The following is a 25,320-nucleotide window of genomic DNA, read 5'->3' as shown; positions in this document are numbered from 1 at the left end:
AAGCTGCAAGCAGTACGCGCTCGGCTTGCAGCTTGCAGCTACGCCTCAAGGCGTACGGTTACGGCGGGTCTCGATGATGTTAGGTAACTGCGAGATGCGCCCCAGCAAGCGCCCCAGGGCGTCCAGGCCGGGGATCTCGATGGTCAGCGACATCAGCGCGGTATTGTCTTCCTTGTTCGACCGGGTATTCACCGCCAGCACGTTGATGCGCTCGTTGAGCAGCACCTGGGACACGTCACGCAACAAGCCGGAACGGTCGTAGGCACGGATGATGATGTCCACCGGGTAGGTGAGCACCGGCACCGGGCCCCAGCTGACCTGGATGATGCGCTCAGGCTCGCGACCCGACAGTTGCAGCACCGAGGCGCAGTCCTGGCGGTGAATGCTGACGCCGCGGCCCTGGGTGATGTAGCCAACAATGGCGTCGCCCGGCAATGGCTGGCAGCAGCCGGCCATTTGCGTCATCAGGTTGCCCACGCCCTGGATCTGGATATCGCCACGCTTGCCCGGTTTGTAACCGGTGCTGGACTTGCGCGGTATCAGTTCCAGTTGCTCGTTGCCGCGCTCCGGCTCCACCAGTTGCTGGGCCATGTTGACCAGGTGTGCCAGGCGCAGGTCGCCCGCGCCAAGGGCTGCGAACATGTCCTCGGCGGTCTTGTGGTTGGCTTTTTCGGCCAACTGCTCGAAGTCCACCTGGGGCAGGCCCAGGCGACTCAGCTCACGCTCCAGCAAGGTCTTGCCGGCAGCCACGTTCTGGTCGCGCGCCTGCAGTTTGAACCAGTGAACGATCTTGGCCCGGGCCCGCGAGGTGGTCACGTAGCCCAGGTTGGAGTTCAGCCAGTCGCGACTCGGCGTGCCGTGCTTGCTGGTGATGATTTCCACCTGCTCGCCGGTCTGCAGGCTGTAGTTGAGCGGCACGATGCGGCCGTTGATCTTGGCGCCACGGCAGTTGTGGCCAATCTCGGTGTGCACCCGGTAGGCAAAGTCCAGCGGGGTGGCGCCCTTGGGCAGGTCGATGGCGTGGCCGTCGGGGGTGAACACGTAAACGCGGTCAGGCTCGATGTCCACGCGCAGCTGTTCGGCCAGGCCGCCAATGTCGCCCAGTTCTTCGTGCCATTCCAGCACCTGGCGCAACCACGAGATTTTCTCTTCGTAGTGGTTGGACCCCGACTTGACGTCAGTGCCCTTGTAGCGCCAGTGCGCGCACACGCCCAGCTCGGCCTCTTCGTGCATGGCGTGGGTGCGGATCTGCACCTCCAGCACCTTGCCCTCGGGGCCGATCACGGCGGTGTGCAGCGAGCGGTAGCCGTTTTCCTTGGGGTTGGCGATGTAGTCGTCGAACTCCTTGGGAATGTGCCGCCACAGGGTGTGGACGATGCCCAGCGCGGTGTAGCAGTCGCGCATTTCCGGCACCAGCACGCGCACGGCGCGCACGTCGTAGATCTGGCTGAACTCCAGGCCCTTGCGCTGCATTTTGCGCCAGATGGAATAGATATGCTTGGCGCGGCCGCTGATGTCGGCCTTCACGCCGGTGGCCAGCAGTTCGTTCTGCAACTGGGTCATCACGTCGCTGATAAAGCGCTCGCGGTCCAGCCGCCGCTCGTGCAGCAGCTTGGCGATCTGTTTGTACTGGTCGGGCTCAAGGTAACGGAAGGACAGGTCCTCCAGCTCCCACTTGATATGGCCGATGCCCAGGCGGTGGGCCAGCGGCGCATAGATGTCGAACACCTCGCGGGCCACGCGGTTGCGCTTCTCTTCGTCGGCGTTTTTCACCGCGCGGATGGCGCAGGTGCGTTCGGCCAGCTTGATCAGCGCCACGCGCACGTCGTCGACCATGGCCACCAGCATCTTGCGCAGGTTTTCCACCTGCCCCTGGCTGCCCAGCACCAGCGACTGGCGCGGGCTGAGGCTGGCGCTGATGGCGGCCATGCGCAGCACACCGTCGATCAGCTTGGCCACCAGCGCACCGAAGCGCTGGCCCACGTCGGCCAGGGTAACGCGACCCTCACGCACGGCGCGGTAGATTACCGCGGCCACCAGGGTGTCCTGGTCCAGCTTGAGGTCGGCGAGAATTTCAGCGATTTCCAGGCCCGCCTGGAAACACGAGGTGCCGTCGGCCCACGAATGCTTGGCCTTGTTGCCTTGCTGTTCGGCCTGCAGGGCGAACTCGCAGGCCGTCTTCAGGGCTTCACGGTCCAGCGCCAGATCGACGCTGACAATATGATCGAGCCATGCATCGAGATTGATACTGCCGTCAGTGTTGATCGGCTGGTGTGCTCTCACCTGTACCATCTTTTACCTTCCCTATGACGCGTTGCTAACGCATCAACAGATCGCTGGCTTTGACCTTCGCTGGGCCGGCGAAGGTCCTGCTTTCAAGCACCAGTCGGATTAGACGGACCGTCCTGGTCCGCTTCAAATAACGCCATCGCCTCGACATGCGCTGTCTGGGGGAACATATCGAGGATTGCGGCACGTTTTAACCGGTAGCCCTGCTTGATCAATTCGACCGCGTCGCGTGCCAAAGTTGCCGGGTTGCAGGACACATACACCAATCGCTTGGCACCCAGTGCCGGGATGTTCCTGACCACCTCGAAAGCACCGTCGCGCGGTGGGTCCAAGAGTACCGCAGAAAAGCCCCCGGCGGCCCAATCCGAACCCGCCAGCGGCTGGGACAAATCGGCCTGAAAAACCTTTACGTTATGCAGATTGTTGCTGAGCGCATTGGCTGCCGCCCGGTCCACCATGGCCTGCACGCCTTCAACCGCCACCACCTCTTTCACCCGGGTGGCCAGTGGCAAGGCAAAGTTGCCCAAACCACAGAATAGATCCAGAACCCGCTCCTGGGGTTGCGGTGCGAGCCAGGCCAGGGCCTGCTCCACCATCAAGGTATTGACCGCCTCGTTGACCTGCACGAAGTCCCCGGGGCGGTACGCCAGCGTCAGGTTCCAGGGTGCCAGGGCAAAGCCCAGCGCCGCGTCGCTGTCCACCGGCTGCGGCTGGCCATCGCCCTGCAACCACAACTGCGCACCATGCTCGGCGCAGAACCCTTGCAGGGCTTGCAGGTCAGCTTCGGGCAACGCCGCGGTGTGGCGCACCAGCACGCACAACGCGGTGCCGGCGAACAGTTCCACGTGGCCGATGGCCTGGGGTTTGTTCAAGCCCTGAAGCACGGCGGGCAAACCGCTCATGATCGGCTGCAAGGGCTGTACCAGCACCGGGCAATCGACGATGGCCACGATGTCCTGGCTGGCGGCGGCACGGAAACCCACGTCCAGTTTGCGCGCCTTGATGTCCCAGCGCACGGCCACGCGGGCGCGGCGGCGGTAGCCGAATTCGGGCCCGGTCAGCGGCGTATCCCACTGTGGCGGGGCAATGTTACCGGCACGCTGCAGGTGCTCGGCGAGCATGCGCTGTTTGAGTGCCAACTGTTCTTCGCGCGGCACGTGCTGCACGCTGCAACCGCCGCAGCGGTCGGCGTGGGCGCAGGGGGCGGGACGGCGCATGGCGCTGGCCTTGAGCACCTTTTCGGTGCGTGCCTCCACCACCTTGCCGTGGGCGTTGAGCACACGTGCTTCTACCTGCTCGCCGGCCAGGGCGCCCAGCACGAACCAGGTGCGCCCTTCCAGGAAGGCAATGCCGCGGCCGTCGTTGCTCAGGCGTTCGATATCCAGGCGCTGCTTCTTGCCCGTGGGCACCTGCACGGCGCGCTGACCGCCCGTTGGCTGAAAGCGCAGGCCGACATTCTTCTTAGCCATCAGTTGGGCGCATCGAAAATGCCGCTGGACAGGTAGCGGTCGCCGCGGTCGCAGATGATCGCCACGATGGTGGCGTTCTCCACTTCCCGGGACAAGCGCAGCATGGCCGCCACGGCACCGCCCGAGGATACGCCGCAGAAGATGCCTTCCTCGCGCGCCAGGCGGCGTGTGACATCTTCGGCTTCGGCCTGGGCCATGTCGACGATGCGGTCAACGCGGTCAGCCTGGTAAATTTTGGGCAGGTATTGGGTGGGCCAGCGGCGGATGCCGGGGATGGCCGAGCCTTCCATCGGCTGCAGGCCGACGATCTGCACGTCAGGGTTCTGCTCCTTGAGATAGCGCGAGGTCCCCATGATGGTACCGGTGGTACCCATGGAACTGACGAAATGGGTGATGGTGCCGTTGGTCTGCTGCCAGATTTCCGGGCCGGTGCTGACGTAGTGGGCCTCGGGGTTGTCACCGTTGGCAAACTGGTCCAGCACCTTGCCGCGGCCTTCGGCCTGCAGGCGTTCAGCCAGGTCGCGGGCGCCTTCCATGCCCTGTTCCTTGGTCACCAGGATCAGCTCGGCGCCATAGGCGGTCATGGCGGCCTTGCGCTCGGCGGTGGAGTTGTCGGGCATGATCAGGACCATCTTGTAGCCCTTGATTGCAGCCGCCATGGCCAGGGCAATACCCGTGTTGCCGGAGGTCGCTTCGATCAGGGTGTCGCCGGGCTGGATCTGCCCACGTGCTTGGGCGCGGGTAATCATCGACAGCGCCGGGCGGTCCTTCACGGAACCTGCCGGGTTATTGCCTTCCAGCTTGAGCAAAAGAATGTTGCTGGTTTCACCGGCCAGGCGCTGCAAGCGCACCAGCGGCGTGTTGCCGACGCAATCGGCGATGGTTGGGTACTGCAGGGTCATGGCGTCTTCGCAATCCGGACTGCGGGGCCGCCTATCATACCGGCAAACGTCCCGAGGCCATATCACGCAAAGTGCAGCACTAATTCCATTCAGCTATAAGTAGCCGGCACGCGCAGGTTCAGGCGCAGGCCCGCGCCGGTGTTCTGCGCCCACAAAGCCCCGCCCTGCCGGGCCAGGGCGTTGCGGGCGATGCTCAGGCCCAGGCCAAAACCGCCGTCACCCGGCCGGGCGCCATCCAGGCGGATAAAAGGATGAAAGATGCGTTCAAGATCGCCATCCGCCACACCGCCGCCCTGATCCTCCAGCAACAGCAGCCACTCGTCGCCCTCGCGGCGGGCATGCAGGCTGATCACGCCCTGGGGCGGCGAATGACGAATGGCGTTGCGCAAAATGTTTTCCAGGGCCTGGGCCAACGCGTTGAGGTTGCCCTGCACCCAGCAGTCGGCGCTGACCGTGCAGTGCAGTTGGCTGACGGGCCAGCCGCTTTCGTAACACGCATTTTCCACCAGCATGTCCCACAGCGCCTGCACCTGGATGGGCTCCAGCGCCGGTGCCTTGCGTTCGGTGTCCAGCCAGGCCAGTTGCAGGGTGTCGTCGACCAGGCGCTGCATGCCCTGCACCTCGCGCTGTACGCGGTCACGCAGGCGCGCGCAGTCCTGCTCGCTGTCGCTGGCCACGCGCAGGCGGCTCAGCGGCGTGCGCAACTCATGGGACAGATCGCGCAATAGCTGGCGTTGCAGGGCCACGGTGCTTTGCAGGTGCTCGGCCATGTGGTCGAAGGCGCGGCCCAGTTCGCCCAACTCGTCGGCGCGGCTGGTGGCCTGGGCGGTCAGGCGGCCTTGCAAGGGGTCGGCGCGCCAGGCGTTGGCCTGTTCGCGCAGGCGGTTGAGCGGCGCGATCAGCAAGCGGTACAGGCCCACGCACAATAGAAAGGTGAACAGCCCGGGGATGATGCCGGTGATGCTCACGTGCCACAGCAAGGCGTAGCGGCCAGGCATCAGGCGCTCGGGCAACTCAATCACCAGGCTGCCGGCCTGGGGGTGGTGCGCGAACGGCACGCGCAGCCAGGGCAGGCCCAGGCTGCGACGGCTCACCGGCCAGTCCAGGCCGCGCAGGAACGTCATGCGCTGGGCCTGGGCGTCGGTCAGTTCGCGGCTGCCCAAAGGTTGCAGGTCACGACCGATCACGCCTATCCAGCCTTGCTCCTGGCGCGCCATGGCGGCCAGCCAAGTGTCGACGCCAGCGGTGCCGCCCCGCTCCCAGGCCCGTTCGGCATCCTCGGCATAGTGGCTGAGCAGCGCCTTGGCCTCGCTGGACAGGAAGGCGTTCTGCGTTTCCATGTAGCGGCCCCAGGACCAGCTCAACCAGATCATCAGCAGGCAGAAGCCGATCAAAAGCACCACCAGTTTCCAGAACAGCGACTGACGGCCGGGCATCACAGCGCCTCGCTGGCGCTGAACACATAGCCCTTGCCCCATACCGTGCGCACTTCGCGCGCCAAGTAGCCCACGGCCTTGAGCTTTCGACGGATTTGGCTGATGTGCATGTCCAGGCTGCGGTCATGCTGCACGTAGCCGCGCTGCAGCACGTGCTGATAAAGGAAAGCCTTGCTCAGCACCTCGTCGGCATGGCGGTTGAGGGTGTCCAGCAGGCGGAACTCGCTGCGGGTCAACCCGCCCGCACGGCCGCTGAAACTGATGTCGGAATGCTGGTCGTAAAAGCACAACTCATCGGCTGCTGCCTCCCCCCGCGCAGGTGGCTGGGTACGGCGACGCTCCAGGGCCACCCGGCGCATGATCGCCTCTACCCGCACCTGCAATTCGTCGACACTGAACGGCTTGGGCAAATAGTCATCGGCGCCGCGGCGAAAACCCGTGATGCGGTCGGCCTCAGCACCCAGCGCCGACATCAGTATCACGGGCGTGGCCGAGTGCTCACGCAGGTGCTGCAGCACGTCCAGGCCATTCATGCCGGGCAGCAGAATATCCATCAGCACTACGTCGAACTCCTCACCACGGGCCAAGGCCAGGCCATCGCTGCCGTTCTGGCACCAAGTGACCTGGAAGCCACAGCGGCCCAGTTGCTGATGCACATAGGCACCCAGCACCGGATCGTCTTCGATGGCGAGAATATTGCCGACACAATTGCTTACAGGATTCATTGGCATCTGGCACTAATTATCAATAACCAATTATCAGTGATCCCATTGCCAGCAAGCAACCGCCCGTCGTCCGGTTAACATTCAGAGCGGCGCGGCATGCTCCACCAGGGCTTCCAGTACCAGTTTGATCTGCTGGGCCGGATCACTGTGCCCCTGCAGCACCAAGCCTTCGGACAAGGCGGTGAACAACATGGCGAGGACGCTACGCTCCATGGGCGCGCGCTTGCCATGGTGGTTGAAGATCAGCTCGATCAGCTCGCCCAGCGCTTCACTGTTTTGCTGGTGCAAGTCGTGGTAGTGGCGGGCGAACGACTCGTCGCGGGCCGCGATCAGTTGCAGCTCCACGTCCAGAATCACGCAGGCCTTGTTGTTCTTCAGGTTGTCGATGTAAACCACAAGCCCTTGGCTGAGCTCGGCAGCCGAGGCGCCTGAGCTCAGCGCACTGGCCAGGCGATCGATCTCCACGCCCTTGAAGCGCTGGGTAAGTGCCACCAGCAAATCGGCCTTGCTGGCAAAGTTGGAAAAGAACGCGCCTTTGGAAAAGCCGGCGGTTTCTGCAATATCGCTAACGCTGGCCGCATGATAGCCCTTGCTGACCATAAGCTCGGTGGCAGCCTCAAAAAGTTTCTCGCGGGTATATTGCTGTTTTTCTTCCCGACCCATTCTAGTTTTTATCAACACTTTAAACTCCAGACTTTAACGCTGAAAGGATGAATAGTTGGCAAGACATCCCGAAACCACAACAGCAGGCAGGTAACAATTTATTTCAGATTCATGATAACCCATCATCCCAACATTGGGCATGCATCGCCAAAAAAAGCTGGTCTTTAATCGCTTCAGCCACGGACCTGGCGGCGCCCCCAGGGCACAGGGCACAGGTCTGGGTCCTCCCCACCCAAGCGTGTTATCAAGCAGGTCTTTCAATGGAATGTGCATTTGTAACCGGTGCAACCGGCTTATTGGGAAACAACACGGTACATACACTTCTGCAGCGCAACATCAAAGTCAAAGCGCTGGTGCGATCCGTGGAAAAAGCCAGAAAGCAATTCGGCGATCTGCCCGTCGAATGGATACAGGGCAACTTGTTGGACGTGGAAAAATTCAGTCAGCACTTGCAGGGCTGTGACACCCTGCTGCACACCGCCGCGTACTTCCGTGACAGTTACAAGGGTGGTAAACACTGGCAAATTCTCTACGACACTAACGTTAAGGCCACCGAACTACTGTTGGCCGCCGCGTATAAGGCCGGTGTGCGCCAGGCCGTGCACGTTTCCTCCATTGCCGTACTGCAAGGCGGCCCCGAGGATTTGATCGACGAGACCATGTCGCGCCCCGAACACGGCGCCGATGACTACTACCGCAGCAAGATCCTTTCCGAGCAGGTGGTGCATGAGTTCCTGCGCAAGCACCCCGACATGTCGATCAGCATGGTGCTGCCTGGCTGGATGTTCGGCCCCGGCGACATCGGGCCTACGTCCTCGGGGCAATTCCTGCTCGATTTCGTCCAGCGCAAGTTGCCCGGTGTATTGCCAGGTACTTTCTCGGTGGTCGATGCCCGAGACGTTGCCCTGCACCTGATCGCCGCCGCCGAGAAAGGCCGTAGCGGTGAACGCTACCTGGCCGCCGGCAGGCACATGGACATGGGCAGCATTTTCGAGGCACTGGCCAGCGTCAGCGGCGTAGCTGCGCCGCAACGCAAGGTACCGCTGGCGATGCTGCGACTGATCGCCTCCGTGTACGAGGTGTACCACCTGATCACTGGCAAGCCGGTACTGATCAGCACCTCGACGGTCAAGTTGATGGCCCAGGAGCGCGGCCGAACCCACTTCAGCCACGACAAAAGCGCCCGGGAGTTGGGCAGCAGCTTCCGGCCGGTGGAACAGACCCTGGCCGACACGCTCAAGTGGTACCGCGACAACGACTATCTGGCCGACAACGGCGCCCCGCTTTCAACGCTCGACTAAGCACCGCCCCTGAACCAGGATGGAGGTTTTGCAGCAATGGCACCTATTTCACCCCAACCCGGCTTTGTGCATCGTTTCACAGCCACTGGTCGGCCTCCGTCGACTACCGCTACCTGCAAACCCGCGCGGCGCACTTTGGCGACATCAATGGCCTGCCCGCAGGGGATGTCAGCACCCGCTATAACGCCCAGTCACTGATGTTCGGCGTGCAGTACTGGCTTTAAAATCGACATAAAGCGCCCTTAACGGATGCACGCGCGGCCACGGCAAGGTATTTTGCCGTGTGGCGCGCGGCTGTTCGCGCCCATTATCGAAAGCCATGGCCGGGAGAAACAGGCGTGCTGAAACGACTCGGGATCAGGGGCCGCGTGCTCTTGCTGGCCCTGCTGCCGGCCACCTTGATGGCCGTGCTGCTAGGCGGCTATTTCAGCTGGATGCAGCAGGCCGAACTGCAAGCCCAGTTGCTGCGCCGCGGGCAAATGATCGCCGAGCAGTTGGCGCCGCTGGTGGCCCATGGCATGGCGCGCAATGACGCGCCGTTGCTCGAACGCATTGCCGCCCAGGCGCTGGAGCAGGCCGACGTGCGCTCGGTGTCGTTCCTGGCGGCCGACCGCGAGCCCCTGGCCCACGCCGGCCCGAGCATGCTCAACCCGGTGCCCATCGGCAACAGTACCCACTTGCTGCTACGCAGCGGCAACGACGCTACGCGCTACCTGCTGCCAGTATTCGGCCATCATCGCGACCTGTCCGGCGACATGGTGCCAAGCGAGGCCGACCGCCTGCTGGGCTGGGTGGAACTTGAACTGTCCCACGACGGCACGTTGCTGCGCGTGTACCGCGGCCTGTTTGCCAGCCTCATGCTGATTGCCTGCGGTTTGCTGGGCACCGGCCTGCTGGCCATGCGCATGAGCCGCGGCATCAATGGCCCCATCAGTCAGATCAAGCAAACCGTGCTGCAACTCAAGGACGGCAACCTGGAAAGCCGGCTGCCGGCCCTGGGCAGCCATGAGCTGGACGAACTGGCGGCGGGCATCAACCGCATGGCCGAGACCCTGCAGGGCGCGCAGGAAGAACTGCAGCACAGCGTGGACCAGGCCACCGAAGACGTGCGCCAAAACCTGGAAACCATCGAGATCCAGAACATCGAACTGGACCTGGCGCGCAAGGAGGCCCTGGAGGCCAGCCGCATCAAGTCCGAGTTCCTGGCCAACATGAGCCACGAGATCCGCACCCCGCTCAATGGCATCCTGGGCTTTACCCATCTGTTGCAGAAAAGCGAGCTCACGCCGCGTCAGCTGGACTACCTGGGCACCATCGAGAAGTCGGCCGACAGCCTGCTGGGCATCATCAACGAGATCCTCGACTTCTCCAAGATCGAGGCCGGCAAGCTGGTGCTCGACAGCATCCCGTTCAACCTGCGCGACTTATTGCAGGACACCCTCAACATCCTGGCACCCGCAGCCCACGCCAAGCAGCTTGAGCTGGTGAGCCTGGTGTACCGCGACACGCCGCTGTCGCTGATCGGCGACCCGTTGCGGCTCAAGCAGATCCTCACCAACCTGGTGAGCAACGCCATCAAGTTCACCCGTGAAGGGACCATCGTCGCCCGCGCCATGCTCGAAGACGAAAATGACAACGGCGTGCAGTTGCGCATCAGCGTGCAGGACACCGGCATCGGCCTGTCCAATGCCGACGTGCGCACCCTGTTCCAGGCCTTCAGCCAGGCTGACAACTCGCTGTCGCGCCAGCCGGGCGGCACCGGCCTGGGGCTGGTGATTTCCAAGCGCCTGATCGAGCAGATGGGCGGCGAGATCGGCGTGGACAGCACCCCTGGCGAAGGCTCGGAGTTCTGGATCAGCCTGCGCCTGCCCAAGGCCCGCGACGATGCCGAAGACCTGCCCAGCGAGCCCCTCAATGGCCGCCGCATCGCCATCGTCGAGCACCACGAATTGGCCCGCCAGGCCTTGCAGCATCAACTGGAAGACCTGGGCCTGGACGTCAGCACCTTCGCCTCGGTGGAAAAGCTGGCGGGGGGCGCCAGCGCCGCGCAACTGGCCGGCCAGCCCTTCGACCTGGCGGTGCTGGGCCTTACCAGTTACGACGTGGGCCCCGACCGCCTGGCCGAGCAAGTGCGCGACATCGAACAGTTTGCCTGCAAGGTGCTGGTGCTTTGCCCCACCACTGAACAGGCGCTGTTCCACCCCGCCGTGCCCAACCCGCACAGCCAGTTGCAAGCCAAGCCGGCGTGCACGCGCAAGCTGCGCCGTGGCCTGAGCGACCTGATCAACCCCAAGCGCTTGCGCAACGACACCCACGAGCCATTGGGCAACCGCGCGCCCCGCGTGCTGTGCGTGGACGACAACCCGGCCAACCTGCTGCTGGTGCAAACCCTGCTGGAAGACCTGGGCGCCGAAGTGCTGGCGGTGGACAGCGGCACCACGGCCATCAAGGCGGTGCAGGACGAGCGCTTCGACCTGGTGCTGATGGACGTGCAGATGCCAGGCATGGACGGCCGCGAAACCACCGAGAAGATCCGCTTGTGGGAGGCCACGCAAACCGGTCCGGCGCTGCCCATTGTGGCCCTGACCGCCCACGCCATGGCCAACGAAAAGCGCGCGCTGCTGCAAAGCGGCATGGACGATTACCTGACCAAGCCCATCAGCGACCGGCAGTTGGCACAGGTGGTGCTGAAATGGACCGGGCTGGTGCTGCGCACGCGCACCACCGAGCGCAGCGAATGGGCGCCCGAGGACGATGTGTTGCACGTGCTGGACCTTGAAGAAGGCCTGCGCCTGGCCGCCGGCAAGGAAGACCTGGCCGCCGACATGCTGGCCATGCTGCTGGCCTCGCTGGAGGACGAACGCAGGGCCATCAAGGCCGCGCGCGACGCCCAGGACCACACCCTGACCATCGAGCGGGTGCACCGCTTGCACGGCGCCACCCGCTACTGCGGCGTGCCGCAACTGCGCGCCGCGTGCCAGCGCAGCGAAACCTTGCTCAAGCAGAACGACGGCGAAGCCCAGGAAGCACTGGACGAACTCGACGCCGCCATCCAGCGCCTGGCCGAGCACGCCCGCATCGCCGTGTAACCGCCTTGTAGCCGCTGCCGCCCGGCTGCGCGGGCCCCATGCCTCGCTGCGAACCTGCAGCGAACCGACCGGCCAGCGCAGCCTTTGGCAGCAGCTACAATGATGGCCACTTATAAGGAAGCCCGACCATGCGCACCCTCCTGTTCAGCAGCCAGCACTACGATCAGGACAGTTTCCTGGCCATCCCCCGCGACCTCGACATCGACCTGCACTTCCAGCCTGCGCGCCTGACGCCTGACACTGCGCCCCTGGCCGTCGGCCACGAGGTGGTCTGCGCCTTCATCAATGACGACCTGGGTGAAGCAGTGCTCAAGCAACTGGCCGCCGGTGGCACGCGGCTGATTGCCCTGCGCTCGGCCGGCTACAACCATGTCGACCTGCCCACCGCCAAGCGCCTGGGCCTGGACGTGGTGCGCGTACCCGCCTACTCACCCAATGCGGTGGCCGAGCACGCCGTGGCCTTGATCATGGCCCTGAACCGCCACCTGCACCGCGCCTACAACCGTACCCGCGACGGCGACTTCACCCTGCACGGGCTGACCGGCTTCGACCTGGTGGGCAAGACCGTGGGCGTGGTCGGCACTGGGCAGATCGGCGCCGCCTTCGCGCGCATCATGCACGGCTTCGGCTGCCGGTTACTGGCGTACGACCCCTACCCCAACGATGCCGTGCTAGCCCTGGGCGCCCGCTACTTGCCGCTGGACGAACTACTGGCCCAAGCCCACGTCATCAGCCTGCATTGCCCGCTGACCGCCGACAGCCACCACCTGATCAACGCCCGTACCCTGGCGCAGCTGCAACCCGGCGCCATGCTGATCAACACCGGCCGTGGCGCGCTGGTAGACACCCCGGCGCTGATCAACGCCCTGAAAACCGGGCAGCTGGGCTACCTGGGCCTGGACGTGTACGAAGAAGAGGCGCAGCTGTTTTTCGAAGACCGCTCCGACCTGCCCCTGCAGGATGACGTATTGGCGCGCCTGCTGACCTTTCCCAACGTGATCATCACCGCACACCAGGCCTTTCTGACGCGCGAGGCGCTTGCCGCCATCGCCAGCACCACCCTGAAGAATATTTCCGACTGGGGGCGTGGTTCGCCGCAGAATCTGGTCGAGGCTTAGTCGATAGGCCGTGCTAGCATGTCGCGCAGATTTGGAGGACCCATGGTCGAACACGATTTTCGCTACAGCCTGCTCAACCCGCACCACACCCTGATTGAATGCCGCGCCCTGGCGCCAGGCCGTTATCAGGTCACCGGCAACGGTGGTTCGATTCACAACGACGACGTTCTGCTGGTGACCCTCAAGGGCAGCAAGACCTTGTCCATGCGCCTGACCATCGAGAAAGTCCGCCACCTGATCAACCCGCCCGGCCAATGGGTTGCCGTGGCCAGCGGGCCGGTGTTCGGCGAGCTGGCCATTCACCAGTGGCACGTACAGTGCGACGCCTGCAACGCGGACCTTGAGTTCGAGTTCGCCGTTGACGCCAAGCTGGGCACCAAGGCGCAGAAGCCAGCGGCCACGGCGCGCATCGCCGAGCTTGGCTGGAGCACCGTGGGCGACAAGCACCTGTGCCGCAAATGCCAGGAGCCGCGCCCGTGAAACACGTCCTGCTGCTGGCGGCACTGGCCGCCACCCTCACGGGCTGCGCATCCGGGCCCAAGCTGCAACAGGAACAGGCGTACACGCTGGAGTGGATTGGCGACCGTCCGTTGATGGACTACAGCCACATCAGCCTGACCCTGGGTGAGGACGGCCGCGCCTATGGCAACGCCGGCTGCAACCACTGGTTCGCGCCCTATACGCTCAAGCGTCACCACCTGACCTTCGGCCCGGTAGGCAGCACTCGCCGTGCCTGCGATCCGGCCACCATGGAACAGGAACAGCGCTTCCTGCAGGCCCTGGGCGGCGTGCAGCGCTGGAGCGTGTCCAAGGAAGGCCAGATCCGCCTGTGGCCCGAAGAAGGCAAGCCACTGCGCCTGTGGCCTGACGAGGGCTGATATCGTTTGTGGGAGCGGGCTCTGCCCGCGAAAAGGGCGCGGCGGTGAATCAGACCGCGCGCCGTATGGCCTTCGCGGGCAGAGCCTGCTCCCATAAAAGCCTTTCGGGCTCAGGAATTCTTCAGCTTCGCCAGCTTCTCGCTGATCCCCGCCGCCGTCTGCTCGCCAATCAACTGCTCGCGCACCTTGCCCTTGGCATCGATGATGTAGGTGATGGGCAGCGCGTCGTTCTGCGGCAGGTCGAAGCGCGGGCCGGGGTCGTCGGCCAGCACCGTGAAGCTGATGCCCAGCTCCTGGGCGGCCTTCTTCAGGTCGTCGCCGTGCAAACCGTCAAAATTGACACCCACCACCGCCACGCCCTTGCCCTTGAGCTGATCCGCCAAGGCATTGAGCTGCGGTATTTCGCTGCGGCACGGGCCGCACCAGTCCGCCCAGTAGTTGACCACCAGCCATTGGTCATCCAATTGCCGCGCCTTGACCAGCTTGCCGTTCTGGTCGACCCCGTAGTCCGCGCCACAGCCGGCCAGCAGTACCAGCACCAGACACACCACCCCACGCCATGCCATGATCGTTACCTTCCTAAATGTGCCCGCCACAGGGTTAGAATAGCTCCCCCTTCACCCAAGGTGCGACCGCAAATGACCGACCTGACGCTTTATCACAACCCGCGCTGCTCCAAATCCCGTGCCGCGTTGGAACTGCTGCAGGCCCGCGGCCTGGAGCCCACCGTGGTGCGCTACCTGGACACCCCGCCCGACGCCGCCGCCCTCAAGGCTGTGCTGGCCAAGCTGGGCATTCACGCCCGCGCCCTGCTGCGTACCGGCGAAGACGAATACAAGGCCCTGAACCTGGCCGACGCCACCCTGGGCGAAGACCAGTTGATCGCGGCCATGGTGCAACACCCGAAACTGATTGAACGGCCGATCCTGATCGCCGGCAACAAGGCCGCCATTGGCCGCCCGCCCGAGAAAGTGCTGGAGATTCTGCCGTGACCCAACCGTACATCCTGGTGCTGTATTACAGCCGCAGTGGCGCCACCGCGCAGATGGCCAGGCACATCGCCCGCGGCGTGGAACTGAGCGGCATCGAGGCGCGCCTGCGCACCGTGCCGCCGGTGTCTGCCGACCACGAGGCCACCGGCCCTAGCATTCCCGACCATGGCGCCCCGTACGCCAGCATCGACGACCTGAAAAACTGCGCTGGCCTGGCCATGGGCAGCCCCACGCGCTACGGCAACATGGCGGCGCCGCTCAAGTACTTCCTGGACGGCACCAGCAGCCTGTGGCTGAGCGGCGCGCTGGTGGGCAAGCCGGCCTCGGTGTTCACCTCCACTGCCAGCCTGCACGGGGGCCAGGAAACCACCCTGCTGTCGATGATGATGCCGTTGCTGCACCACGGCATGCTGATCAGTGGCATTCCCTACAGTGAATCGGCGCTGCTGGACACCCGTGGCGGCGGCACGCCCTACGGCGCCAGCCACCACGCCGGGGCCGACAGCAAGCGCGCCCTGGACGAGCACGAAATCACCCTGTGCCGCGCCTTGGGCCAACGCTTGGGCAACATCGCGCAGCAACTGGAGCTACCGCGTGGCTAAACGCCCCAAGGTGCTGCCCAGCGCCGAATGGCTGCAACCCCGGGTGCGCCTGGCGCGCTGGTTGAGCCTTGGGTGCTTTTTCGCCTTCATGGCGCTGCTGTGCGTGTATTACCTGTTGGTCGCCGACCTGCACGGCGCGCGCCCCTGGGTGATTTTACTGATCGAACTGGTGCCGCTGTTGCTGCTCACCCCAGGCATGCTGCTGGGCAGCCCACGCGGGCACTCCTGGACGTGCTTTGCGGTCAACCTGTACTTCATCAAGGGCGCCTTGGCCGCCTACGACCCCAACCGTCATCTGTTCGGCCTGCTGGAAATGGCCGCCAGCCTGGCAGTGTTCACCAGTGCCCTGCTGTACGTGCGCTGGCGCTTTCAATTGAATCGGAAACTGGCCGGAGAGGGCCTGGCGTGAATGCAGGATTACAAGTGGCTGAACGAATACTGCCTTAACCGCTTCGGCGGGGCCAAGGCGCTGGAAGACCACCTTCCCGATGCGAAAACCCCGGCACAACTGCGCAATATCCCCGCTGATCGCTACCTGTCCACCCTGGCCCTGCGCGTGTTTCGCGCCGGCCTCAAGCACAGCCTGGTAGACGCCAAATGGCCGGCCTTCGAGCAGGTGTTCTTCGGCTTCGACCCGGAAAAAGTGGTGTTGATGGGTGCCGAGCACCTGGAACGCCTGATGCAGGACACCCGCATCATTCGCCACCTGGGCAAGCTCAAGAGCGTACCTCGCAATGCGCAGATGATGCTGGACATCGAGCACGAACACCAAAGCTTCGGCGCCTTCATCGCCGACTGGCCAGTGACCGACATCGTCGGCCTGTGGCAGTACCTGGCCAAGCATGGCAACCAGCTGGGCGGCCTGTCGGCGCCACGGTTCCTGCGCATGGTGGGCAAGGACACCTTCATCCCTACCTGGGACGTGGTGGCCGCGCTCAATGCCCAGGGCATCGTCGACAAGGTGCCCAGCAGCAAGCGCGACCAGGCCAAGGTGCAGGAAGTGTTCAACCAGTGGCAGGCCGAGAGCGGACGGCCCCTGTGCCAGCTGTCGGCGATGCTGGCCTACACCGTCAATCACTAACCGCATGGAATGCTCATGAAACTCAAATCGCTGTGGCTGTGGGCGGGCGTGCCCGTTGTGTGCGGGTTCGGCTTCCTGGCCTGGCAACACTTCTGGCCGGTGCAGGCGGCGGATGGCTGGAGCACGCGGCGGGTCTACGACAACGTCAAGAAGGCGGCCGCCCTGGGCTTTGATGGCCCCAACGTGCTGGTCACCGAAGAGCTGCGCAATGACAAGGGCCGCCTGCTCAGCATTGCCCCCGACGGCACCCGCACCACCCTGCTCGATAACCTGAGCAAGCCCGACGGCATGGCGCCCTACCTGGGCGGCCATGCCTTCAGCCAGGAATGGGAAAACAAGCCGGTGCAACTGCTCAAGGACGGCAAGCTGACCCCGCTGTTCATGGGCACCGACGTGCAGGGCCTCAAACCTGACGGCAATAAGCTGTATGCCATCGAAGACCGCCACGACCACGGCCGGTTGATGCGCTATGACGCTACCGACGGCTCGCTGACGGTGCTGCGCGACAACCTGTCGGAAACCGAATCGGTGGAAATCTGCCCGGGCGGCAAGCTGCTGTACACGGTGAAGAAGGAAGGCGTGATTCGTCAGTTCGATGAGTCAGGCAAAGACCCGGTGTACGTGGACGGCATCACCAACCCCACCTTCATCCTGTGCGACAAGCGCGGGCTGTGGATCGTCGAAGACCAGACGCACCTGGCACGGCTGTGGCTGCGCACGCCGGATGGCAAGTTGCAGGTAATCCTGTCGCACCTGCGCGCGCCGCAGGAATTGCTGCCCAGTGGCGACAACACCTACCTGCTGGCCGAGGGCGGCCGGGATCGGGTGATCGAGCTAAAGGCCGAGTAACAACCAACCTTCGCAGGGGCCGCCATCAGGCTGCGAAGGCGCACCGCAGGCCCGGTACCGGCATGCCCCCGCAGAAGGTCCTGCGGACCTTTGCGCAGCCTGGCGGCCGCGCCTACTAGGGGTGGGGAACTGGCGCTGGATCAGAGGTTGAGAACGTTGAGCACGCGCGAAGGCGCCGACTCATCAATCGCCAGGTTGACGAAGTCAAAGAGGTTGCGGTCAGCCAGTTGCGACGGCACCACGTTCTGCAAGCCGCGGAAGATACTGTCGGTACGCCCCGGGTGCTTGCGCTCCCAGTCCACCAGCATGTCCTTGACCACCTGGCGTTGCAGGTTTTCCTGCGAGCCACACAGGTTGCACGGGATGATCGGGAACTGCTTGAGGTCCGAATAGGCCTGGATGTCCTTCTCGTTGCAGTAGGCCAGCGGGCGAATCACCACGTTGCGGCCGTCGTCGGCGCGCAGCTTGGGCGGCATGGCCTTGATGCTGCCGTTGAAGAACATGTTCAGGAAGAACGTCTCGACGATGTCGTCGCGGTGGTGCCCCAGGGCCATCTTGGTGGCGCCGATTTCGTCGGCGAAGGTGTACAGCGTGCCACGGCGCAGGCGCGAGCACAGCGAGCACGTGGTCTTGCCTTCCGGGATCAATTCCTTGACCACCGAATAGGTGTCTTTCTCGACGATGTGGTACTCCACGCCCAACGCTTTCAGGTAGGCCGGCAGCACGTGCTCGGGGAAGCCTGGCTGCTTCTGGTCCATGTTCACGGCCACGATGCTGAACTTGATCGGCGCCACCTTCTGCAGGTGCATCAGCACGTCGAGCATGGTGTAGCTGTCCTTGCCGCCCGACAGGCAGACCATGACCTTGTCACCGTCCTCGATCATGTTGTAGTCGGCGACGGCCTCCCCGGCCAGCCGACGAAGGCGTTTCTGCAGTTTGTTCTGGTTGACCGAAAGGGTGCCCATGGCGCTTGAAATCCGCGTGGTGAGACGAAAAGCCGGGCATTTTACCTGTAAAGCCGGCGCACGGGTACGGTATCTGGTCAACTGGCACCCACCGGCGGGTAAATACTGCAAAGTGCTTACAAGGGGCCATTAGAGCGCGATTTGCTCTAAAACTGCCGGAATCTGCCCCCTATACTCCCGTGTGAAGCTGTAATCACCGCAGGAGTGACTGGCATGATCCATCACGTCGTGGGGTTGTTCACCCATCCCGATCAAGAATGGCACCAGATACGTGGCGAAGAAGAAACCATCGGCCACATGTACTTCACCCATACCCTCATATTGGCGGCAATACCGCCCATATCGGCGTTTATTGGCACAACACAGGTAGGCTGGGTGATCGGCACCCGGGCACCGGTGATGCTCACCCTGGAAAGCGCCGTGTGGATGACCATCATGTCGTACGTCGCCATGCTGGGCGGGGTGGCGGTGATGGGCGCCTTCATTCACTGGATGGCCCGCACCTACGACGCCAGCCCCAGCCTGGCCCGCTGCATCGCCTTTGCCACCTACACCGCCACCCCATTGTTCATTGGCGGCCTGGCGGCGCTGTATCCGCACTTGTGGCTGGGGATGGTGCTGGGCACCGCGGCCATCTGCTACACCGTGTACTTGTTGTACGTGGGCCTGCCCACCTTCATGAACATCGATCCGGATGAGGGCTTCCTGTTCTCAAGCTCGGTGCTGGCGGTGGGCCTGGTGGTGCTGGTGGCCATCATGGCGTTCACGGTGATCATCTGGGGACTGGGCGTAGGCCCCGTCTACACTAACTGACCCTGGCGCGCCGCCTGGCGACAGGCGGCTCGGCATGCCCGTGTGGTTGCGGCATAATCGGCACATATGGAGTGTCGTCTAGCATGCCCGAGTTACTCAATACCCGCGTCGAATCCTGTTTCCAACAAGCCGAAGCCTTCTTCAAACGCACCTTCGTCCGCCCCCAGGTCAGCTTCAAGCTGCGCGGGCAGAAGGCCGGTGTCGCGCACCTGCATGAAAACCTGCTGCGCTTCAACCCGCAGTTGTACCGCGACAACAGCGAAGATTTCCTCCGCCAGACCGTGCCTCACGAGGTGGCCCACCTGGTAGCCCACCAACTGTTCGGCGACCGCATCGCGCCCCATGGCGAGGAGTGGCAGTTGATCATGAGGGGCGTGTACGAACTGCCGCCCAACCGCTGCCACACCTACGAGGTCAAGCGCCGCCGGGTAATGCGCTACATTTACCGCTGCCCGTGCGCCGACAGCGACTTCCCCTTCAGCGCCCAACGCCACAGCCTGGTACGCCAGGGGCGGCGCTACCTGTGCCGGCGGTGCCGGCATACGCTGGTGTATACCGGAGAAACCCGGGTGGAGTAAGCCAGCATGATGGCTGCTATCCCATAAAAAAACCCATCCGAAGATGGGTTTTTGGTGTTGCATCAGCGCTTAGCGCGGGGCGTCTGCCACCACCGTTTCATGGGCTTGCGCCACTTCGATGGCGGTAGGCCCGGCGGCCAGTTGCGCCTTCATGGTGTCTTCGTCCAGCTCACCCACCCACTTGGCTACCACCAGGGTAGCCACGGCGTTGCCGACCAGGTTGGTCAGCGCGCGGGCTTCGGACATGAAGCGGTCGATACCCAGGATCAGCGCCAGGCCCGCCACCGGCAGGTGGCCAACGGCCGACAGGGTGGCGGCCAGCACGATGAAGCCGCTACCGGTCACGCCGGCTGCACCCTTGGAAGAGATCAGCAGTACGGCCAGCAGGGTGATCTGGTGGAACAGGTCCATGTGGGTGTCGGTGGCTTGGGCGATGAATACCGCCGCCATGGTCAGGTAGATCGCGGTACCGTCCAGGTTGAACGAGTAACCGGTTGGAATCACCAGGCCTACTACCGACTTCTGCGCGCCCAGACGCTCCATTTTCACCAGCATGCGTGGCAGGGCCGATTCCGAGGAAGAAGTACCCAGAACAATCAGCAGCTCTTCACGAATGTAGCGCACCAGCTTGAGGATGCTGAAACCGTGGGCACGGGCGATCGAGCCCAGCACCAGCAGCACGAACAGGATGCAGGTGATGTAGAAGCAAATCATCAACTGGCCCAGTTGCACCAGCGAGCTCACGCCATACGCACCGATGGTGAAGGCCATGGCACCCAGGGCACCCAGTGGCGCCAGCTTCATGATCATGTTGATGATGTTGAACATGACGTGCGCGAAGCGATCAATCAGGTCCAGCAGCGGCTTGCCGTAGGCGCCCAGGCGGTGCAGGGCAAAACCGAACAGTACGGCAAACATCAACACTTGCAGGATGTCGCCAGTGGCGAAGGCACCCACAATGGTGTTGGGGATAATGTTCATGAAGAACGCAATGATGCTCTGGTCTTTACCGGCGGCAACGTAGCTGGCGACCTTGGAGGCGTCCAGGCTGGCAGGGTCGATGTGCATGCCGTTGCCCGGGCCAACCACGTTGACCACAACCAGGCCGATCAGCAGCGCAATGGTGGACACCACTTCAAAGTACAGCAGCGCATAGCCACCGGTCTTGCCCACGGCCTTCATGCTTTCCATGCCGGCGATGCCGCTGACCACGGTGCAGAAGATGATGGGGGCGATGACCATTTTGATCAGTTTGATGAACCCGTCGCCCAGAGGCTTGAGGGTTACCGCGGTGTCAGGGTAGAAGTGCCCCAACGCGATACCGATGATGATCGCGACGATCACCTGGAAGTAGAGCGATTTGTACAGTGGCTGACGAGTCGTCATTACAAGTTCCTCAAGTGCATCGCCTGGCATCCATTTCCCTGATGCACACGACACCTAAAGCACGAACCCTCCTGTACTGGAGGGATTTATTGTCGAGCTGCGCGTGGCAGACCTTGCACGTGTATCGCAAGGGGCGTGCCAGAACGCCTGCTTTGGCTAATGATCAATGATTTTGGGGTTGGGTGCCATCATGTTAGCCACCATGGGAAAACTTGCATGGCGGATATCCGCCATTTACGCCGATCAACTTCCGCCACGTGGCGGATATCCGCCGCGCACAAACACTGTGGGAGCCGGCTTGCCAGCGAGTTTTTGGGGGGGCGAACAGTTCGCGGGCAAGCCAGCTCGCACAACCACCGCGTAGTTGAGGTATAGCGCAAATCAGAAGGGTTTGAAGCGCACCCGGAAGGCCGCGCCGCCCAGGGGCGAGTCATCCAGGATGAGCTGGGCGTCATAGCTTTCGATGATGTCCTTGACCACTGCCAGGCCAATGCCCTGCCCCGGGTTCTGCCGGTCCAGCCGCTCGCCGCGTTGCAGGATGCGCGCCCTCTGGCTTTCCGGCACGCCAGGGCCGTCATCCTCGATGCTGAGCTGGGTGCCGAACTCGTCAAACGCCAGGCTTACTTTCACCTCGCCCAGGCACAAGCGGTAGGCGTTCTCCAGCAGGTTGCCGAGCATCTCCAGCAAGGCCGCCTCTTCCATCGGCACCTGGGCCAGGTCCGGGAGGTTGCACACGATGTGCACGCGCTTGTCGCGGTACACCTTCTGCAGGGTGCTGAACAGGCTGTCCAGCAGCGGCTTGAGCAACACCTGGTGGCGCACCAAGCCGCTCTTGCGCAGGCTGGCGCGTTGCAACTGGTAGCCGATCTGCTGGCTCATGCGCTCGATCTGGCTTTGCAGGATGCGCGCCTGCTCAAGGTTTTCCGGGCGCTGGGCGATGGTCTCGCTGACGCCCTGCAACACCGCCAGCGGGGTTTTCAGGCTGTGGGCCAGGTCGCCCAGGGAGTCGCGGTAACGGCCGCGCTGTTCGCGCTCGCTGCTCAGCAGACGGTTCAGCGAGCCGGTCAGGCGCAGCAGTTCGCGGGGGTGGGTTTCGCTGAGGCTCTCACGCTCGCCAGACTCGATCTCGTCCAACTCCGAACTCAACTGGCGCAAGGCACGCAGGCCCCAGGTGAGGCCGGCCCACAGCAACACCAGCAAGGCCATTAGCGCGGCACCGAAGCCCAGGAACAGTTTCTCCCGCAGCCCGGAGAGGATGGCCTTGTACTCGCGTACCGGCTGCAGGGCCACGATGCTATAGGCCGCGCTCTTGCCGCCCAGCAGCTTTACCTCCACGTCGTAGACGAAATACTCCTCGCCATTGGCCTCGTGGATGTGCGCGAACTGCGCACCCAAGCCATCGTAGCGCGGGGTGTAGTTGATGCTTTGCTCGGTGGTGGCCCGGGAGCGCCACACCAGGTCGCCCTGGCGGTTGTAGATGTAGCCCAGCAGGCGGCTGTCGGGCAGGTTGAAGCGCTCGTCCGGCAGCAGGTCGGGCATCTGCAGCTTGCCGTTCTCCACCCGAGCGGCGGAAATCAGCGTGGTCACGTCAGACGCCAGGCGCTGCTCGATGGATTCGCGCAGCGCCAGGCTGAAGGTACTTTGCAACGCTGGCAACAGGCCGAGCATGAACAGCACCGCCAGGATAAAGGCGGCCAGCATCAACCGTACGCGCAGCGATCGAATCATTTACACCGCTCAGTGAACAGGTAGCCGAGGCCGCGCACGGTCTCGATCGGCTTGAAGCCATTGGTGCCCTCAAGCTTGCGGCGCAGGCGGCCTACCAGCACTTCGATGACGTTCGGATCGCGCTCGTCGTCGTCCGGGTACAGCTGTTCCATCAGGCGGTCCTTGGCCACCACCTGCTGGTGATGACGCATCAGGTATTCAAGAATGCGGTATTCGTAGGCGGTCAGGGCCAGCGGCTGCTCGTCCAGGCTCGCCTGCTTGCGGTTGAGGTCCAGCAGCAGGGGGCCAGCCACGATGGTCGACTGGATGAAACCACTGGAGCGGCGCAGCAAGGCATTGAGGCGCGCTTCCAGCTCTTCGAACTGAAAAGGTTTTACCACATAGTCGTCGGCACCGGTGGCCAGCCCTTCCACTTTGTCCTGCCAGTTGCCGCGCGCGGTCAGGATCAGGATAGGGAACGACTTGCCCTCGGCCCGCAGGCGCCGGATCAGGTCCAGGCCGCCCATGCCCGGCAGGCCCAGGTCTACCACCGCCAGGTCGTGATTGTACTGCGAGGCCTGATACAAGGCTTCCTCGGCGTTGGCCACCGCCTCAACCACATGGCCACTTTCGGTCAAGCGGGTAAACAAGTGGTGCCGCAACAGCGCCTCATCTTCTACCACCAGCAGTTTCATAGTGCTCCCCGAGCGGTGCCCTGCCATGCGGGACGCCGAATTTCCTCATTTCAATGGGCGGCACCGGACGCTTGTTCGACCAAGCCCCGGCGCCAAAGAGTGTACCTGTAACAAGCTTAGTCAGGGAGCGCTGAACCCCAACTGAACCGGATGGGCTAGGCTGTTTTCACTGCCTATAAAGGAGCACCGAAGATGCGTGTATTGCTGATGTGCCTGTTGCTGGCGGCCAGCGCTGCGGCCCAGGCCGAGATCAAGACCCAGGAATTGCATTACAAGGACCTCAACGGCACGCCGCTGGTGGGTTACTTTGCCTACGACGACGCCATCCAGGGCCCGCGCCCCGGCGTGGTGGTGGTGCATGAATGGTGGGGCCTGAACGACTACGCCAAGGGCCGCGCCCGCGCCCTCGCCGCCCTGGGCTACAGTGCCCTGGCCATCGACATGTATGGCGAAGGCAAGAACACCGAGCACCCCAAGGACGCCATGGCGTTCATGCAGGAAGCCTCGGCCAACGCTGCGGTGTCCAGCGCCCGTTTTGACGCCGGGGTGCAACTGCTCAAGCAACAGCCGCAGACCAACCCGGCCAAGGTGGCCGCCATTGGCTACTGCTTTGGCGGCACGGTGGTGCTGAACGCCGCCCGTCACGGCGAAACACTGGCCGGCGTGGTGAGCTTCCACGGCGGCCTGGCCGCCAAGACCCGGGCCACCAAGGGCAGCGTCAAGACCCCGATTCTGGTGGAACATGGCGAGTTGGACAGCATGAGCACGCCCAAGGATGTGGCCGACTTCAAGACCGAAATGTCCACCGCCGGGGTGAATTATCAGTTCGTGGTGCAGCCGGGGGCCAAGCATGGCTTCACCAACCCGGACGCCGACCGCCTGGCCCACGGCGACCATGGCGGGCCGGACATTGGCTACAACAAGGAAGCCGACGAGAAATCCTGGGCGGACATGCAGGCGTTTCTGAAGAAAGTCTTCAGCTGACCTGCGCCCGTCGCCAACCTTGTAGGCGCAGCCTGACGGCAGCGGGGTTATGGCACACTATGGCGATGAACCCGCCCCTCGCCTGCTGCACCGCCCCCCACGCCCACTGGCCCCTGCCCTTCACCCTGCCTGGCGTGGTGCTGGTCAGCAACCGCTTCGACCCCAAGGCCCTGGTCCCGGACGACTTCGTGCGTGCCGGCATCACCCCGCCCGCCAGCATCCAGCGCTCGGTAGCCAAGCGCCAGGCCGAGTTCCTGGCCGGCCGCCTGTGCGCGCGCACGGCATTGCAGCAACTGGCCGCTATCGATCACGTCCCGGCCATCGGCGAAGACCGCGCCCCACTCTGGCCTCCCGGCATCAGCGGCTCCATCAGCCACGGCACCGGCTGGGCCGGCGCCGTCGTCGCCCGTCACAGCGACTGGCAGGGCCTGGGCTTGGACATGGAAACCCTGCTGGGCGAAGAGCGCGCCACGCGCCTGGCCGGCGAGATTCTCACCCCAGCCGAACTGGCGCGCATGGACCCGGCCCAGGCGTCACTGACCGTGACCCTGACCTTCTCCATCAAGGAAAGCCTGTTCAAGGCGCTGTACCCCATTGTCGGCAAGCGTTTCTACTTCGAGCATGCCGAGGTGATGGAATGGGACACCTCAGGCCGGGCGCGCATGCGGCTGCTGACTGACTTGTCGCAGCGTTGGTGCCATGGCGTCGAGATCGAGGGGCAGTTCGGGCTGCACGATGATCATCTGCTGAGCCTGATTGCCATCCCCCACAGACACGACGCCCCCGTATAGAAGCGGG

Annotated in this window: 25 protein-coding genes; 14 read left to right on the top strand and 11 right to left on the bottom strand. The window is 63.7% G+C overall.

Annotation, left to right across the window (positions count from 1 at the left end):
- Nucleotides 1-45: 45 nt before the first annotated feature.
- The 6 genes from relA to PMM47T1_RS03645 all read right to left on the bottom strand — a co-directional run bounded on the left by relA (nt 46) and on the right by PMM47T1_RS03645 (nt 7,484).
- A complete protein-coding gene (gene relA / locus PMM47T1_RS03670) occupies nt 46-2,292 on the bottom strand; it encodes a GTP diphosphokinase (RefSeq protein ID WP_008365894.1) in 2,247 nt (748 codons plus the stop codon).
- A gap of 83 nt (nt 2,293-2,375) precedes the next feature.
- Nucleotides 2,376-3,758 (bottom strand): 23S rRNA (uracil(1939)-C(5))-methyltransferase RlmD, encoded by a 1,383-nt coding sequence (rlmD, locus tag PMM47T1_RS03665; RefSeq protein WP_008365892.1) that lies wholly within the window; start codon nt 3,756-3,758, stop codon nt 2,376-2,378.
- Nucleotides 3,758-4,660 carry a cysteine synthase CysM gene (gene cysM / locus PMM47T1_RS03660; RefSeq protein WP_008365891.1) on the bottom strand — a complete coding sequence of 301 codons (903 nt, stop codon included), beginning with the start codon at nt 4,658-4,660 and terminating at the stop codon, nt 3,758-3,760. Before cysM ends, rlmD begins: the two co-directional genes overlap by 1 nt.
- Nucleotides 4,661-4,749: 89 nt before the next feature.
- Nucleotides 4,750-6,096, bottom strand: a complete 1,347-nt coding sequence (locus PMM47T1_RS03655; RefSeq protein WP_008365888.1) for a HAMP domain-containing sensor histidine kinase — start codon at nt 6,094-6,096, stop codon at nt 4,750-4,752.
- A complete protein-coding gene (locus PMM47T1_RS03650) occupies nt 6,096-6,821 on the bottom strand; it encodes a response regulator transcription factor (protein ID WP_008365886.1) in 726 nt (241 codons plus the stop codon). The genes PMM47T1_RS03655 and PMM47T1_RS03650 overlap by 1 nt, the downstream gene beginning before the upstream one ends.
- Nucleotides 6,822-6,902: 81 nt before the next feature.
- Nucleotides 6,903-7,484, bottom strand: a complete 582-nt coding sequence (locus PMM47T1_RS03645) for a TetR/AcrR family transcriptional regulator (protein WP_008365884.1) — start codon at nt 7,482-7,484, stop codon at nt 6,903-6,905.
- Between the two features lie 260 nt (nt 7,485-7,744).
- Here PMM47T1_RS03645 and PMM47T1_RS03640 point away from each other — a divergent pair, with 260 nt between their 5' ends.
- The 5 genes from PMM47T1_RS03640 (at nt 7,745) to PMM47T1_RS03620 (ending at nt 13,870) form a co-directional block, all read left to right on the top strand.
- A complete protein-coding gene (locus PMM47T1_RS03640) occupies nt 7,745-8,785 on the top strand; it encodes an SDR family oxidoreductase (RefSeq protein ID WP_008365882.1) in 1,041 nt (346 codons plus the stop codon).
- Nucleotides 8,786-9,123: 338 nt separating this feature from the next.
- Nucleotides 9,124-11,874 carry a response regulator gene (locus PMM47T1_RS03635; RefSeq protein WP_043300657.1) on the top strand — a complete coding sequence of 917 codons (2,751 nt, stop codon included), beginning with the start codon at nt 9,124-9,126 and terminating at the stop codon, nt 11,872-11,874.
- A 128-nt stretch (nt 11,875-12,002) separates the two neighbouring features.
- Entirely contained in the window at nt 12,003-12,992 is a 990-nt protein-coding gene (locus tag PMM47T1_RS03630; RefSeq protein WP_008365879.1) for a 2-hydroxyacid dehydrogenase, read from the top strand.
- 42 nt (nt 12,993-13,034) lie between these two features.
- A complete protein-coding gene (locus PMM47T1_RS03625) occupies nt 13,035-13,472 on the top strand; it encodes a hypothetical protein (protein WP_008365877.1) in 438 nt (145 codons plus the stop codon).
- Nucleotides 13,469-13,870, top strand: a complete 402-nt coding sequence (locus tag PMM47T1_RS03620; protein ID WP_008365876.1) for an META domain-containing protein — start codon at nt 13,469-13,471, stop codon at nt 13,868-13,870. Before PMM47T1_RS03625 ends, PMM47T1_RS03620 begins: the two co-directional genes overlap by 4 nt.
- Before the next feature lie 110 nt (nt 13,871-13,980).
- Here PMM47T1_RS03620 and PMM47T1_RS03615 read toward each other — a convergent pair whose 3' ends face one another.
- Nucleotides 13,981-14,436: a TlpA disulfide reductase family protein gene (locus tag PMM47T1_RS03615; protein ID WP_008365873.1), complete on the bottom strand. Its 456-nt coding sequence runs from the start codon at nt 14,434-14,436 to the stop codon at nt 13,981-13,983.
- A 72-nt stretch (nt 14,437-14,508) separates the two neighbouring features.
- Between PMM47T1_RS03615 and arsC the strand changes: the two genes are divergently transcribed.
- The 5 genes from arsC to PMM47T1_RS03590 are packed head-to-tail and all read left to right on the top strand — an operon-like array spanning nt 14,509 to nt 17,394.
- A complete protein-coding gene (gene arsC, locus PMM47T1_RS03610; protein WP_008365871.1) occupies nt 14,509-14,862 on the top strand; it encodes an arsenate reductase (glutaredoxin) in 354 nt (117 codons plus the stop codon).
- A complete protein-coding gene (gene wrbA / locus PMM47T1_RS03605; protein ID WP_008365870.1) occupies nt 14,859-15,464 on the top strand; it encodes an NAD(P)H:quinone oxidoreductase in 606 nt (201 codons plus the stop codon). The genes arsC and wrbA overlap by 4 nt, the downstream gene beginning before the upstream one ends.
- Nucleotides 15,457-15,873, top strand: a complete 417-nt coding sequence (locus tag PMM47T1_RS03600; protein ID WP_008365868.1) for a DUF2069 domain-containing protein — start codon at nt 15,457-15,459, stop codon at nt 15,871-15,873. Before wrbA ends, PMM47T1_RS03600 begins: the two co-directional genes overlap by 8 nt.
- Entirely contained in the window at nt 15,874-16,545 is a 672-nt protein-coding gene (locus PMM47T1_RS03595; protein ID WP_008365866.1) for a DNA-3-methyladenine glycosylase I, read from the top strand. It begins immediately after the preceding gene.
- A 15-nt stretch (nt 16,546-16,560) separates the two neighbouring features.
- Entirely contained in the window at nt 16,561-17,394 is an 834-nt protein-coding gene (locus PMM47T1_RS03590) for a hypothetical protein (RefSeq protein WP_008365864.1), read from the top strand.
- A gap of 140 nt (nt 17,395-17,534) precedes the next feature.
- Here the strand turns inward: PMM47T1_RS03590 and ttcA are convergent, their stop codons facing one another.
- A complete protein-coding gene (gene ttcA / locus PMM47T1_RS03585; RefSeq protein WP_008365863.1) occupies nt 17,535-18,359 on the bottom strand; it encodes a tRNA 2-thiocytidine(32) synthetase TtcA in 825 nt (274 codons plus the stop codon).
- A 213-nt stretch (nt 18,360-18,572) separates the two neighbouring features.
- On the opposite strand from ttcA, the gene PMM47T1_RS03580 reads away from it, so the two are divergent.
- Together PMM47T1_RS03580 and PMM47T1_RS03575 are read left to right on the top strand one after the other, a co-directional pair.
- Nucleotides 18,573-19,172, top strand: a complete 600-nt coding sequence (locus PMM47T1_RS03580) for a Yip1 family protein (RefSeq protein WP_008365862.1) — start codon at nt 18,573-18,575, stop codon at nt 19,170-19,172.
- Between the two features lie 83 nt (nt 19,173-19,255).
- On the top strand, nt 19,256-19,750 hold the full coding sequence (locus PMM47T1_RS03575) for a SprT family zinc-dependent metalloprotease (protein ID WP_008365860.1): 495 nt from the start codon (nt 19,256-19,258) through the stop codon (nt 19,748-19,750).
- A gap of 69 nt (nt 19,751-19,819) precedes the next feature.
- Here the strand turns inward: PMM47T1_RS03575 and PMM47T1_RS03570 are convergent, their stop codons facing one another.
- The 3 genes from PMM47T1_RS03570 to PMM47T1_RS03560 form a co-directional block, all read right to left on the bottom strand.
- The gene (locus tag PMM47T1_RS03570; protein ID WP_008365858.1) at nt 19,820-21,136 is read right to left on the bottom strand and encodes a dicarboxylate/amino acid:cation symporter; all 1,317 of its coding nucleotides are present in this window, start codon (nt 21,134-21,136) and stop codon (nt 19,820-19,822) included.
- Nucleotides 21,137-21,517: 381 nt separating this feature from the next.
- Nucleotides 21,518-22,864: an ATP-binding protein gene (locus tag PMM47T1_RS03565; protein WP_008365856.1), complete on the bottom strand. Its 1,347-nt coding sequence runs from the start codon at nt 22,862-22,864 to the stop codon at nt 21,518-21,520.
- The gene (locus PMM47T1_RS03560; protein ID WP_008365854.1) at nt 22,861-23,538 is read right to left on the bottom strand and encodes a response regulator; all 678 of its coding nucleotides are present in this window, start codon (nt 23,536-23,538) and stop codon (nt 22,861-22,863) included. Before PMM47T1_RS03560 ends, PMM47T1_RS03565 begins: the two co-directional genes overlap by 4 nt.
- A gap of 192 nt (nt 23,539-23,730) precedes the next feature.
- On the opposite strand from PMM47T1_RS03560, the gene PMM47T1_RS03555 reads away from it, so the two are divergent.
- Nucleotides 23,731-24,522, top strand: a complete 792-nt coding sequence (locus PMM47T1_RS03555; RefSeq protein WP_008365853.1) for a dienelactone hydrolase family protein — start codon at nt 23,731-23,733, stop codon at nt 24,520-24,522.
- Nucleotides 24,523-24,587: 65 nt separating this feature from the next.
- A complete protein-coding gene (locus PMM47T1_RS03550; RefSeq protein ID WP_008365851.1) occupies nt 24,588-25,313 on the top strand; it encodes a 4'-phosphopantetheinyl transferase family protein in 726 nt (241 codons plus the stop codon).
- Nucleotides 25,314-25,320: the final 7 nt, after the last annotated feature.

Source organism: Pseudomonas sp. M47T1, assembly GCF_000263855.1.
Lineage (GTDB): Bacteria > Pseudomonadota > Gammaproteobacteria > Pseudomonadales > Pseudomonadaceae > Aquipseudomonas.
Note: the sequence above shows the minus strand (reverse complement) of the source record. Positions and strands in the feature narration are given on the sequence as shown.

Coding starts and splice junctions, on each gene's coding strand:
- relA (WP_008365894.1), bottom strand. CDS start 2,292: ATGGTACAGGTGAGAGCACACCAGCCGATCAACACTGACGGCAGTATC.
- rlmD (WP_008365892.1), bottom strand. CDS start 3,758: ATGGCTAAGAAGAATGTCGGCCTGCGCTTTCAGCCAACGGGCGGTCAG.
- cysM (WP_008365891.1), bottom strand. CDS start 4,660: ATGACCCTGCAGTACCCAACCATCGCCGATTGCGTCGGCAACACGCCG.
- PMM47T1_RS03655 (WP_008365888.1), bottom strand. CDS start 6,096: ATGCCCGGCCGTCAGTCGCTGTTCTGGAAACTGGTGGTGCTTTTGATC.
- PMM47T1_RS03650 (WP_008365886.1), bottom strand. CDS start 6,821: ATGAATCCTGTAAGCAATTGTGTCGGCAATATTCTCGCCATCGAAGAC.
- PMM47T1_RS03645 (WP_008365884.1), bottom strand. CDS start 7,484: ATGGGTCGGGAAGAAAAACAGCAATATACCCGCGAGAAACTTTTTGAG.
- PMM47T1_RS03640 (WP_008365882.1), top strand. CDS start 7,745: ATGGAATGTGCATTTGTAACCGGTGCAACCGGCTTATTGGGAAACAAC.
- PMM47T1_RS03630 (WP_008365879.1), top strand. CDS start 12,003: ATGCGCACCCTCCTGTTCAGCAGCCAGCACTACGATCAGGACAGTTTC.
- PMM47T1_RS03625 (WP_008365877.1), top strand. CDS start 13,035: ATGGTCGAACACGATTTTCGCTACAGCCTGCTCAACCCGCACCACACC.
- PMM47T1_RS03615 (WP_008365873.1), bottom strand. CDS start 14,436: ATGGCATGGCGTGGGGTGGTGTGTCTGGTGCTGGTACTGCTGGCCGGC.
- arsC (WP_008365871.1), top strand. CDS start 14,509: ATGACCGACCTGACGCTTTATCACAACCCGCGCTGCTCCAAATCCCGT.
- PMM47T1_RS03595 (WP_008365866.1), top strand. CDS start 15,874: ATGCAGGATTACAAGTGGCTGAACGAATACTGCCTTAACCGCTTCGGC.
- PMM47T1_RS03590 (WP_008365864.1), top strand. CDS start 16,561: ATGAAACTCAAATCGCTGTGGCTGTGGGCGGGCGTGCCCGTTGTGTGC.
- ttcA (WP_008365863.1), bottom strand. CDS start 18,359: ATGGGCACCCTTTCGGTCAACCAGAACAAACTGCAGAAACGCCTTCGT.
- PMM47T1_RS03580 (WP_008365862.1), top strand. CDS start 18,573: ATGATCCATCACGTCGTGGGGTTGTTCACCCATCCCGATCAAGAATGG.
- PMM47T1_RS03575 (WP_008365860.1), top strand. CDS start 19,256: ATGCCCGAGTTACTCAATACCCGCGTCGAATCCTGTTTCCAACAAGCC.
- PMM47T1_RS03570 (WP_008365858.1), bottom strand. CDS start 21,136: ATGACGACTCGTCAGCCACTGTACAAATCGCTCTACTTCCAGGTGATC.
- PMM47T1_RS03565 (WP_008365856.1), bottom strand. CDS start 22,864: ATGATTCGATCGCTGCGCGTACGGTTGATGCTGGCCGCCTTTATCCTG.
- PMM47T1_RS03560 (WP_008365854.1), bottom strand. CDS start 23,538: ATGAAACTGCTGGTGGTAGAAGATGAGGCGCTGTTGCGGCACCACTTG.
- PMM47T1_RS03555 (WP_008365853.1), top strand. CDS start 23,731: ATGCGTGTATTGCTGATGTGCCTGTTGCTGGCGGCCAGCGCTGCGGCC.
- PMM47T1_RS03550 (WP_008365851.1), top strand. CDS start 24,588: ATGAACCCGCCCCTCGCCTGCTGCACCGCCCCCCACGCCCACTGGCCC.